General features: G+C 70.2%; 6 protein-coding genes. 2 read left to right on the top strand and 4 right to left on the bottom strand.

The window, feature by feature from the left end:
- Nucleotides 1–390: 390 nt before the first annotated feature.
- Nucleotides 391–2,343 carry a penicillin-binding transpeptidase domain-containing protein gene (locus tag ACFHWY_RS17215; protein WP_416581207.1) on the bottom strand — a complete coding sequence of 651 codons (1,953 nt, stop codon included), beginning with the start codon at nt 2,341–2,343 and terminating at the stop codon, nt 391–393.
- 292 nt (nt 2,344–2,635) lie between these two features.
- Here ACFHWY_RS17215 and ACFHWY_RS17210 point away from each other — a divergent pair, with 292 nt between their 5' ends.
- Complete coding sequence (locus tag ACFHWY_RS17210) at nt 2,636–7,690, top strand: NAD-glutamate dehydrogenase (RefSeq protein WP_416581206.1); 5,055 nt, start codon at nt 2,636–2,638, stop codon at nt 7,688–7,690.
- A 90-nt stretch (nt 7,691–7,780) separates the two neighbouring features.
- Here ACFHWY_RS17210 and ACFHWY_RS17205 read toward each other — a convergent pair whose 3' ends face one another.
- Both ACFHWY_RS17205 and ACFHWY_RS17200 read right to left on the bottom strand, forming a co-directional pair.
- Complete coding sequence (locus ACFHWY_RS17205; protein WP_416581205.1) at nt 7,781–8,494, bottom strand: class F sortase; 714 nt, start codon at nt 8,492–8,494, stop codon at nt 7,781–7,783.
- Entirely contained in the window at nt 8,478–9,365 is an 888-nt protein-coding gene (locus tag ACFHWY_RS17200; RefSeq protein WP_416581204.1) for a hypothetical protein, read from the bottom strand. Before ACFHWY_RS17200 ends, ACFHWY_RS17205 begins: the two co-directional genes overlap by 17 nt.
- Nucleotides 9,366–9,904: 539 nt before the next feature.
- Here ACFHWY_RS17200 and ACFHWY_RS17195 point away from each other — a divergent pair.
- Nucleotides 9,905–11,683: a glycoside hydrolase family 6 protein gene (locus tag ACFHWY_RS17195; RefSeq protein WP_416581203.1), complete on the top strand. Its 1,779-nt coding sequence runs from the start codon at nt 9,905–9,907 to the stop codon at nt 11,681–11,683.
- Between the two features lie 169 nt (nt 11,684–11,852).
- On the opposite strand, the gene ACFHWY_RS17190 is transcribed toward ACFHWY_RS17195, so the two are convergent.
- Nucleotides 11,853–12,236 carry a hypothetical protein gene (locus ACFHWY_RS17190; protein ID WP_416581202.1) on the bottom strand — a complete coding sequence of 128 codons (384 nt, stop codon included), beginning with the start codon at nt 12,234–12,236 and terminating at the stop codon, nt 11,853–11,855.
- Between the last annotated feature and the right edge of the window lie 83 nt (nt 12,237–12,319).

Below are 12,319 nucleotides of genomic sequence, written 5' to 3'. Positions count from 1 at the left end.
CGGCAGCCGGGCGGGCCGACAGACAGCACCGCCGGCCCGGAGCCACACCAGTTGGCCGCCTCGTCCGGACCGGATCCGCGTGCGGTCACCCTCTCGACGGGGCCAGCTGCGCTGCGCCGCCCGGACGCGGCGGACCTGGATGGTGTGGCGGCCGGCGTGCCGGATCCGAGTGCCGGCGGGTCGGCCGAACCACCTGACCCCCGCCGCCCGGCGGAGGACGACGCCCACGCCGTCGGGGAGAGCGGTTCCCGCTCCTCGACGGCGTCGGGCGGTCTGTCCGCCTGACCCGCCCACAAGCGTTCCGCCGGTACGGCGGCATCCGGCCCACTGCCGGTGGCGGCGAGCAGCCCGCCGAGGACGGACCGAGTCAGTTTTCGCCCCGACCTGGAGTCAGCGGGACAGGGCGCGCAGGAAGCGTTCCGCGATCGGTACGGCCGTGCCGCTGCCCGAGCCGCCCTCCTCCACGAACACCGCGAACGCCACGTCATCCTGCCAGCCGACGAACCAGGCGTGGGTGTTCTTCGGGTTGTTGTCGTATTCGGCCGTGCCGGTCTTGCCGTGCACCGGCTCGCCTGGAACGTCCTGCAAGGCGCTGCCGCTGCCGCTGACAATCACCTCGCGCATCATCTCCCGCACCGCCGCCACCGCCTCGGGCTTCAACTCCTGGCCCGGCTCAACCGCCGGCTCCGGGGCCGGGTCCAGGAGCAGCTTCGGCCCGATGAAGCCACCCTTGGCCACCGCGGCGGTCGCCGTCGCCATGGCCAGCGGGCTGACCAGGGTCGTACCCTGCCCGATCGCGGCGGCGGCCTGCTCGGTGGCGCCACCGCCCGCTGAGATCTTTCCGGTGAACGCGTTCAGCCCGACGTTCCACTGCCCCTCCAGGCCGAGGGTCCGGCCGGTGACGGCGAGCCCGTCGGGGCCCAGCTTCGGCGCGAGCGCGGTGAAGGCGGTGTTGCAGGACTTGGCGAAGTCGGTCCGGAACGGCACCGGACCGAGCGCGAAGTCGTTTGAGTTTTTGAACGAGCGTCCGTCGACGATGTGTGTCTTGGGGCAGTCGACGGTCGTTTCGGGGGTCACCGCGCCGCGTTCCACCAGCCCCAGAGCGCTGACCATCTTGAACGTGGAGCCCGGTGGCACCTGTGCGGTGAAGGCCAGGTTCTCCCCGGCGGCGCCGGGGCCGTTGGCGGCGGCGAGCACCGCGCCGTCGCTGACCCGTACGGCCACCAGCGCGGACCGCTTGCGCTCCCCGCGCAGTGCCTGGTCGGCGGCGTTCTGGGCGGCCACGTCGAGGGTGGTTCGCAGCGGCTGGCCGGGTTGCGGTTCGCGCCGGAACACCTCCGTGCCGGTGGGCTCCAGCGTCCCGTCCGGCCCCGGCCTGTTGACGATCACGCTGAGCCCGGCCACGCCGCGTAGCCGCTCGTCCCACAGCCCCTGCAATCCGCCGTGCCCGACCAGATCGCCCGGCAGGTAGCGCTCGGGGAACTTGGCCAGGTCGTCGGCCTGCGCCGGGTCGACGGTGCCGAGCACCGCCCGGGCGAACTCGCGGGTGGGGGCGAGGTCCAGCTTCTCGGCGTGGAACTTCGTCCCCGGCAGGTCGTAGATGCGTGGCTTGATCTGCCGGTACGCCTCGTCGCGCAGGGTGACCACCTCGACCAGCGCGTCCGGGTCGGCCTGGCCGAGCTGCTTCGCCAGGTTGCTGAGGTCGACCGGCGGGGTGATCGCCGGTCGGATCGCCCGGAACGCCTCGTCCAGCTCGCGGGTCACGGCGTCGACGTCGACCACATCGCGGGGGTGCAGGCTGACCCGAACTACCGGTCGTGGTGCCACGATCGCTTCGCCGGCACCGTCGAGCACCGCGCCGCGCTCGGCGGGGTCCCGGCTGAGCCCGAGGCGGTCGCCCCGGGTGAGCTGTTCCTGCACGATCTGCGGCTCCCAGATGACCTGCCACTGGTCGTCGCCGCCCTGGGTGAGTCGCACCGGCCGGTCATACGTCCAGGTCGTCTCGCCCGGCAACGTCCACTCGACCCGGATCGTGGCGGTCGCGGTGTTCTGGACCACCTCGGGGTCACCCTGTCGGCTCAGGGTCGGCGGCGTGCCGGCCAGCTCGCCGGAGAGGTCCTTGATCTCCCGGGACACGTCGGAGGCGGCGATCTTGGCGCCGGTCGGGTCGACGAAGCCGACGGACTGTAGGTCGCCCGTTGGCCAGCCGGCCAGGAAGCGGTCCACGCTGCGCTGCGGCCCGTCCTCGCCGGAGCAGGCGACCAGGCTGGTCGCGGCGACCAGGCAGGCGGCGATGGCGGCGAATCGCGACCTGTTGGGACGTGCTCGTTGTGGAAGGTGCATCGGGGGCGTATTCCTCCTGCTCGGGCTGCTCTCCGCACGCTAGTACGCCGACGCCTGCGGCACTGTCCCGGTCCGGCACGGGCCGACGAAAGACGATCCGATGACGGTGTGATGAACAACATCAAGCGGGGTACTCCGAACCCGGCCGAACCTCGTACCGCAACGGGTGAAAGGACGACGTCGCCAGATCCGGACGCCGGGCCGGTGGTCCACCGATGGAGGAACCTGTCGGTCGGCCTAGGCTTGGCGGCAGAGTGACCCACAGCGCTGTGGGTCGAGGGGAGTGGCACCGATGGACCGGCGTCCGGCGATCAAACCGGGACCCGACGTCCGGCAGGCTGACGCCGGCCGGGACGACAGCTTCGACACGGCGACCGACGGGGACGGCTTCGGCCGACTCGACACAGGAGTGACCGGGATGACCGGTTCGAGTATCGACACCCTCTACGACCTGGGTCTGCCGCCGGAGGCGCTGGCGGACGATGTGGAGGACGCCGAACTCGACGAGCCGGTGCCCAACGCCGAGCGGTTGGTGGCGCAGGCGGTGACGTTGGCCGACGACGACCACGACGCGGCGACCCTGGTGGGTCGTTTCTGGCGGTTCGCGCCGGACGAGGAGCTGATCGGGTTCACCGCGGAGGAGATGCTCGACGCCGCCCGCGCGCATCGGGAACTCGCCCAGCAGCGGGTGCCGGGTGAGTTGAAGTTGCGGATCCACTCACCCGACGCCGAGCAGCACCACAGCGTCATCGAGATCGTCACCGACGACATGCCGTTCCTGGTCGACTCGGTGACCGCCCTGCTCAACACCCACCACCTGGACGTGCACCTGCTGGTACACCCGCTGGTCGTGGTACGCCGGGAGCCGCTGGGTCGGCTGGTCGAGGTCGCCGCCGACGTGGAACCGGACGACGCGATCTCCGGTGACCTGGTCGAGAGCTGGATGCGGATCGAGATCGACCCGGTCCGCGACCCGGAGGTACGGGACAACCTGCGCCGGGAGTTGCAGCGGGTACTCACCGACGTGCGGGAGGCCGTCGAGGACTGGCCGAAGATGCGCCAGCGGGCTCTGGCGTTCGCCGACGAGCTGGCCGCCGCGCGCACCAGCGACAATCGCCCGCCGGTGCCGGAGAAGGACATCACCGACTCGGTGGAGCTGCTGCGCTGGCTCGCCCACGACCACTTCACCTTCCTCGGCTACCGGGAGTACCGCCTCCTGCCGGACGCGGCCGGCGACGGCCCGGCGTTGGAGGCGGTGCTCGGCACCGGGCTCGGCATCCTGCGGCAGGACTCGCCGGATGCCCGTGCCCTGTCGTCGATGACGCCGGAGGCGCACGAGAAGGTCACCGAGAAGCGTTTGCTGATCATCACGAAGGCGAATTCGCGCGCCACCGTGCACCGCTCGGCGTACCTGGACTACATCGGTTTCAAGATCTTCGACGAGAGCGGCGAGGTGGTCGGCGAGCGGCGGTTCCTCGGCCTGTTCTCCACGGCCGCGTACCGGACCAGTGTGCAGGAGCTGCCGGTGGTCCGGCGCAAGGTCGCCGAGGTGCTGGACCGCTCGGGCCTGAGCCTGCGCAGTCACTCCGGCAAGGACCTGATGCAGATCCTGGAGACGTACCCGCGCGACGAGCTGTTCCAGATCAAGACTGACGACCTGTACCACGCGGTGATCGGAGTGCTGCGGATGGCCGGCCGTCGGCAGCTGCGGGTGTTCCTGCGCCGGGATGCGTACGGGCGGTTCATCTCCTGCCTGATCTACCTGCCCCGGGACCGGTTCACCACCCAGAACCGGTTGCGTATGCAGGACATCCTGCTGCGCGAGCTGAACGGCGTGGGGGTGGACTACACGACCCGGGTGACCGAGTCGATGCTGGCCCGGGTGCACTTCATCGTGCGTACCGACCCGACCAGCCCACCCGGAGAGATCGATGCCGATCTGTTGGCCGAGGAGCTGGCCGACGCCACCCGGCTCTGGGACGACGACTACCGGCTGGTGCTGGAGCGCAAGCTCGGCGACGAGCAGGCCAAGCACCTGTTCGGCCGGTACGCCGACGCGTTCCCGGAGGGCTACAAGGACGGGCACACGCCGTACGAGGCGATGAAGGACCTGGCCAAGCTGGAGCTGTTGGAGGAGCCCGGCCAGCTGGAGATGCACCTGTTCCGCAAGCAGTTGGCGCCGCGTGTCGTCGGTCGGGGCCCGGACGTCGACGAGTCGATGGACGTGCGGTTCAAGGTCTACCGCTACGGCGAACCGATGATGCTCTCGGCGGTGCTGCCGGTGCTGCACTCGCTCGGCGTGAAGGCGGTCGACGAGCACCCGTACGAGGTGGAGCGCGTCGACGGCCGGATCTGGCTCTACGACTTCGGGCTGCGGCTGCCCGAGGGGCACCAGGAGCTGGCCGAGGTGCGCCCGCACGTGGAGAATGCCTTCGCGGCGGCATGGCGCGGCGAGGCCGAGGTGGACCGCTTCAACGAGCTGGTGCTGCACGCCGGGCTCACCTGGCGCCAGGTGGTGGTGCTACGGGCGTACGCGAAGTACCTGCGCCAGACGGGCACCGTCTTCTCGCAGGACTACATGGAGTCGACCTTCATCGCCTACCCGGGCATCGCCGCGCTGCTGGTGCAGCTCTTCGAGACGCGGTTCGAGCCGGGCCGGTACGACGCGCAGGCGCGGGTGCGGCGCAGTACCGAACTGGTGACCGAGATCAGCGCGGCGCTCGACGACGTGGCCAGCCTCGATCAGGACCGGATCCTGCGGTCGTACCTGACCCTGATCCAGGCCACCCTGCGCACCAGCTTCTACCAGAAGCCGGTCGGCGGGCGACCCAAGCCGTACGTGGCCTTCAAGCTCGACCCGCAGGCGATCCCCGAGCTGCCCGCACCGCGGCCGAAGTTCGAGATCTTCGTGTACTCGCCACGGTTCGAGGGCGTGCACCTGCGCTTCGGCCCGGTGGCCCGGGGCGGCCTGCGCTGGTCGGACCGGCGTGAGGACTTCCGCACCGAGGTGCTCGGCCTGGTCAAGGCACAGATGGTGAAGAACGCCGTGATCGTGCCGGTGGGCGCGAAGGGTGGCTTCGTGCTCAAGCAGCGCCCAGGCGACCGGGACGAGGCCGTCGTCTGCTACAAGGAGTTCATCTCGGCGTTGCTGGACGTCACGGACAACATCGTGGCCGGTGAGATTGTGCCGCCGGAGGACGTGGTCCGGCACGACGCTGACGACCCGTACATGGTGGTGGCGGCGGACAAGGGCACCGCGACGTTCTCCGACATCGCCAACGGGATCTCCACCGAGCACAGCTTCTGGCTCGGCGACGCGTTCGCCTCGGGCGGTTCGGCGGGCTACGACCACAAGAGGATGGGCATCACCGCCCGCGGCGCCTGGGAGTCGGTCAAGCGGCACTTCCGGGAAATGGGCCATGACACCCAGAGTCAGGACTTCACGGTGGCCGGCGTCGGCGACATGTCCGGTGACGTGTTCGGCAACGGCATGCTGCTGTCGGAGCACATCCGGCTGGTGGCCGCCTTCGACCACCGGCACATCTTCCTGGACCCGGATCCGGACGCGGCCTCGTCGTTCGTCGAGCGCAAGCGGTTGTTCGATCTGTCCCGCTCGACGTGGGAGGAGTACGACTCCGGGTTGATCTCGGCCGGTGGTGGGATCTACCCACGTACGGCGAAGTCGGTGCCGGTGTCGCCGCAGGTCCGGGCGGTGTTGGGGCTGGACGACGACGTCGAGCAGCTCAGCCCGCAGGAGTTGATGAAGGCCATCCTCACCGCGCCGGTCGACCTGTTCTGGAACGGCGGCATCGGCACGTACGTCAAGGCGTCCAGCGAGACCAACGCCGAGGTGGGCGACAAGTCCAACGACGCGATCCGGGTGGACGGCCGCAGCCTGCGCTGCCGGGTGGTCGGCGAGGGCGGCAACCTCGGCTTCACCCAACAGGGCCGGATCGAGTACGCCCAGGCGGGCGGCCGGATGTACACCGACTTCATCGACAACGCGGCCGGGGTGGACTGCTCCGACCACGAGGTGAACATCAAGATCCTGCTGAACACCGCGGTGGCCGACGGTGAGCTGACCGTTCCGGAGCGGGACGAGCTGCTCGCCCGGATGACCGACGAGGTCGCCGAGCTGGTGCTTCGGGACAACTACGACCAGGCCCGGGCGATCAACAACTCCCAGGCCCAGGCCACGTCGCTGCTGCCCGTGCACCGCCGGATGATCACGGAGCTGGAGCGATCCGGGACGTTGGACCGGGCGCTGGAGGCGCTACCGCCGGACGAGGAGCTGGCGGTACGCGCCGAGTCCGGGCTGACCGCACCGGAGTTCGCGGTGCTGCTGGCCTACGTGAAGATCGCCTTGGAGAAGGAGATCCTCGCCGAGGGCCTGGCCGACGAGGAGTGGACCAACGAGGTGTTGGTCAACTATTTTCCGACGCCGATGCGGGAGCGGTTCGCCGACCGGATGGGCCGGCACCGGCTGCGCCGCGACATCGTGACCACCGTGCTCGTCAACGAGGCGATCAACCGGGGCGGCATCTCGTTCGTCTTCCGGGTCGTCGAGGAGACCGCCGTGCCGGCGGCGGACGTGATCCGGGCGTACGTGGTGGTCCGCGAGGTGTTCGGGCTGCGCCGACTGTGGGACGCGGTCGAGGCGCTGGACAACCGGATCGACCCGCAGTTGCAGACGGGCGTATACCTGGACACCCGGCGACTGCTCGACCGGGCGGTGCGCTGGCTGGTGACCAACCGTCGCTCGCCGATCGACGTGCCCACGGAGATCGCCCGACTGCGCGACGGGGTGGCGCACCTGCTGCCACGGTTGGAGACGCTCTTCTACGGCACCGAGCGGGACGCCATCGCGGCGCACATCGACTCGACCAGCGCGCATGGCGTGCCGCGGGAGCTGGCCGAGCGGAGCACCCGCCTGATGTACAGCTTCGGCCTGCTGGACGTGGTGGAGACGGCCGCCCAGACCGGGCGGGACGTGGGCGAGGTGGCCTCGGTCTACTTCGTGCTCTCCGACCGGTTCCGGGTCGACTCGCTGCTGTCGAAGATCTCCTTGCTGCCCCGCGAGGACCGGTGGCAGACACTCGCCCGGATGGCGCTGCGTTACGACCTGTACGCCGCGCTGGCCGCGCTCACCGCGGAGGTGCTCGAAGCCACGCCGGAGGATCTTGCTCCGTACGACCGGGTGCAGCAGTGGGAGCAGTCGAACGCCACCTCCATCCACCGGGCCCAACGGGCGATGGGCGAGTTCGACGAGTCCCGCGCCGATCTGGCAGCCCTCTCAGTGCTGCTCCGCCAGATCCGTACCCTCGTCCGGACCTCCGCCGCCACCTGACCGGTCCGCCTTCGCGGGCAGCCCCAACTGCATGGTCGACGACGCGGGGTGCGGCGGCGGGTGCGCCGGGCCCCGCGTCGTGATGGTGGGTCAGTCCGCCAGGGTCGCGAAGACGATCACGTTCTCGGGGTAGTCGCCCAACGTCTCGTCGAAGACGCCGCCGCAGGTGATGACCCGCAGCCCGGGCCGGTTGGCGGGCCCGTACACCTGGTCGGTGGGGAAGGCGTCCTTCGGGTAGGAGGCCACCGAGTCCACCTGGAAGTGGGCTGCCGTGCCATCCGTGCGGCTGATGGTGATGGAGTCGTCGGGTTGCAGGGCGCCGAGGGAGAAGAAGACTGCGGCACCGATCGCGGCCGAGTCCACATGCCCGACGATGACGGCGTTTCCCAGCTCTCCCGGGCTCGGCCCCGGCTCGTACCAGCCGGCCAACATGGCCTTCTCGAGCGGAGGCACCTCGACCGTGCCGTCGGGGTTGGTGCCGAGCGCGATGATCTGGGCGTCGACGCCGATGCGGGGGATGCTGATGGCGCTGGGCGCGGAGCGGGGCAGGCCCGCCGGTGTCGACTCCGCGCCGTCGAGGTCAGCGTCCTCGAACGGGGCCGTCAGCGTGGGATCGGACGTGCCCGCCCCGGCCCGCGCCGTCGGCTGGGGCGGGCGGTCGGCCTCAGTGGTCTGCAGGGCTGCGCCGATCATCCCGGAGCCCACCATGGCGACCAGGACGACGACGGCGGCGCCGACGGCGCGCCACGGTCTACCGTGGCGGCCGTCGGCCCGTCTCGCCGTCGCGTCAGGCCGCGAACTCATCGGCCCTGCGGCGGCGCATCAGCACGAGCCCGCCGAGGGCGGCCGCGCCGACCAGGCTCGCGCCGGCGGTGGCCAGGCCCCGGTCGGTGCCGGTGGCCACGCCGCCGTCACCACCGTCGACCCCACCGTGCGGCAGAACCACCAGCTCGCCGGTGCCGCAGGAGCCATCCAGCTCGTACGTGCCGGGCTCGGCGTCCTCGGCGACGTGGGCCTCGCCGTAGTAGACGAAGTCCTTTTCGTGCTCCCAGCGGTGGCCGTTGCCGGACTCCTCGCCAGCGGCCCAGTCGCGCTTCTCACCCGACCAGCCGCCGTTCTCGGACTCCTCGCCGGTCCAGCCGTCGTTCTCGCTCTCGTGGCCCTGCCAGTCGTCCTTGTGGCCCCTACCGTCCTTCCGGTCGGCGGCACCCTCGGCGTCCTGACCGTGCTCCTCGCCCTTCCAGTCCTCGCCACCGTCGGCGGCGCCACCGCCGGCACTGTCGGCTGGCTGCGGCCGGTCGCCGCCCTTCCAGTCCTCGCCTGCGTCGCCGTTTTCCCGGCCCTTCCCGCCGCCGTTGTCGGCCCAGTCTCTACCGGACTCGGCGGTGCCGCCTTCCTCGCCCCGGCCGCCGCGGTCCCCGCCCTCGTCGGCCGGCTTGAGCTCGACCTTGCCGGTGATTTTGGACCAGACGAACGGGTGGTCCTGCGGTTCCGGGCAGAGCTGCACCAACCTGACCTCTTCGCCGGCCTTGACGGCGTGTGGCTTGGCGAAGACCTTGCCCTCGTCGGCGTCCGGGTGGCCGTCGGCGAACGCGACTCCCGGCGCGAACACCAGCAGGGAGGCGCCGCCGAGGGCAGCACCCGCAACGACCTTCCCCAGCATCTTGTTAGCCATGACCTGTGTCACTCCATCCCTGGTTGTCCTGCGGCCGGCTACAACCGAGCCAGATCCGACGTTAGACCGTTTCATGACCTATGAAGGGAAAAATTCGCGTTCTGGCATTAGTTCGGTTTGCGGGTTCTGGTGGGCCAGTTGGCCGAGCCGTGCCTGCCTGTCCGGACCTGGGGTCGGCCGGGCGGTCCGCGTGGTCTGGCCCCACCATCCCGGTGCCGGGTCGTCGAGGTGGCGCTTTTGTCCGGTAGGGTTTTGAAAACATCGAACCATTGCCATGGAAGCGCTCCCATGCAAGAATCGCTGCACGCGGTGCTGGGGCCTCACCGCACAAGGCTGGTGTTCGAGGGCAGCCGGTTCGTTACCGGACGACCACCTTGCCGCCGACCGTTGATCCGGTCGACGTACCACCACCAACGCCCGTCCGGGTCGGGCGCTCCCGAAGAATCCCGTTGGCACCGACGGTCGTCCGTCCAGGACGCCGCTCGGGCCACGTGCCGGGCCGTACGCGGATCCGGTCTCGCCCCAAGGAGATCAGTGGCATGAATGTGTGGAGAAGGCTGTCCGGCCGACGCCGGGCTGTCGCGCTGGCCGGCGCGAGCGCGCTGGTCGCGGGCAGTTTGGTGACGCTTCCGGTCACCGCGGCACACGCGGCGACGCAGTGCGACGTCGCCTACACGACCAACGACTGGCAGGGCGGCTTCACCGCCAACATCACCATCAGGAACATCGGCGACGCGCTCAACGGCTGGTCGCTCGGTTTCACCTTCCCGGACGCCAACCAGCGCCTGGTGCAGGGCTGGTCTGCCCGGTGGAGCCAGTCGGGCCGCAACGTGACCGCGCAGAGCGAGTCATGGAACGGATCCCTGGCCACCGGTGCGAGCACCAGCATCGGCTTCAACGGCTCGTGGAGCGGCAGCAACCCCCGTCCGACCTCGTTCACCATCAACGGGGTGGCCTGCAACGGCGGTACCCCGCCGCCCACCACGCCGCCGCCGACCACCGCGCCGCCGACCACCGCGCCGCCGACCACCGCGCCGCCGACCACCGCGCCGCCCGGCAACAAGGTGGACAACCCCTACGTGAATGCCCGGGGCTACGTGAACCCGGAGTGGAAGGCCAAGGCCGAGTCGGTCAGCGGCGGTAGCCGCATCTCGAACACCCCGACCGGGGTCTGGCTGGACCGGATCGCGGCGATCGAGGGTACCGACAACAGCCAGTCCAACGGCCCGATGGGCCTGCGTGACCACCTGGACGAGGCGCTGCGCCAGAACGCCCAGTACATCCAGGTCGTGATCTACAACCTGCCCGGCCGCGACTGCGCGGCGCTCGCCTCCAACGGTGAGCTGGGCCCGAACGAGCTACCCAAGTACAAGGCTCAGTACATCGACCCGATCGCGGCGATCCAGCGTGACGCGAAGTACCGCAACCTGCGGATCATCAACATCATCGAGATCGACTCGCTGCCCAACCTGGTGACCAACACTTCGGGTAAACCGGGCGGCACCGCGATGTGCGACACGGTCAAGGCCAACGGGGCGTACGTGCAGGGTGTCGGTTACGCCCTGGCCACGCTGGGCGCGATCCCGAACGTCTACAACTACATCGACGCCGCGCACCACGGCTGGATCGGCTGGGACAGCAACTTCACCCCGACCGCCCAGATCCTGCGGGATGCCTCACGTGCCTCCGGCGCCACGGCCGCCCACGTGCACGGCTTCATCGTCAACACGGCCAACTACTCGGCCCTGCGTGAGCCGTACGCGCGGGTCACCGACTCGGTGAACGGGCAGTCGGTGCGGCAGTCGAAGTGGATCGACTGGAACCAGTACAACGACGAGTTGTCCTTCGCCCAGGCGTTCCGCCAGGAACTCGTCCGGCAGGGCTTCGACAACGGCATCGGTATGCTGATCGACACCTCCCGTAACGGCTGGGGCGGCAGCGCCCGGCCCACCGGTGCGGGCCCGACGACCAGCGTGGACGCCTACGTGGACGGTGGCCGGATCGACCGCCGCATCCACAAGGGCAACTGGTGCAACCAGTCCGGCGCCGGTCTGGGTGAGCGGCCGACGGCCGCGCCGGCGTCGGGTATCGACGCGTACGTCTGGATCAAGCCCCCGGGTGAGTCGGACGGCTCCAGCCGCGAGATCCCGAACAACGACGGCAAGGGCTTCGACCGGATGTGTGACCCGACCTACACCGGTAACCCCCTTAACGGCAACAACCGGAGTGGCGCCTTGCCGGACGCCCCGATCTCGGGCGCCTGGTTCTCGGCGCAGCTCGCCGAGCTGATGCGCAACGCCTACCCGCCGCTTTCCTGACGGACAGGCATACCTGCCGCCAACAGTAGGTGAGGCGCTGTAGCGGCAGGTCACCGCGGGCCCCTGGTCCGACCGCACCGGTCGGACCAGGGGCCCCTCGTGCCGCCGCACGGCGGTCCGGCTCGGCAGCGCTGCCCTGCGGACGTGCCGCGCGAGTGGTTCAGACGGGTCAGGGCACCGTCTTCTCGACGGCCGCGCGACCGATCTCGTCGAGGTCACGTCGGGCCCGCTCGACGTTCTCGGCAGTGAGGTCCTGACCCCGTGCCATCACCAGGTCCTCCGGCTCCCATGGCTGCTCGGCGCCGGTACGGATGTTGTCCCCACCGGCACCGGTGCCGGTCCCGGTCGCCCCGGTGCCCGCGGCGTACGGGTCGGCGATGATGTCCTCGGTCGGCGCGTCGATGGTGGCCTGCTCGCCTGGTTCGGCGAAGTTCGGGGTGTCCGGATCGGGCCCGCCCCCGGTCATCAGCTGGGGGACAGCGCCGTCGTCGGCTACCGCTGCGGCCGTCTCGGGGGACTCTTCCAGCGGCCGTTGCCGGTCACGATCAGTCATCTGTGCTGCCCTCCTGTCCGCAGCGATCTCCGGGCACTGCTGCGCGTACCCGCTCGGCCGGTGGCCATGCGTGTCGAGGACAC

The organism is Micromonospora sp. LOL_024, assembly GCF_048060415.1.
Classification (GTDB): domain Bacteria; phylum Actinomycetota; class Actinomycetes; order Mycobacteriales; family Micromonosporaceae; genus Micromonospora.
This window is presented reverse-complemented; position numbering and strand designations above follow the sequence as displayed.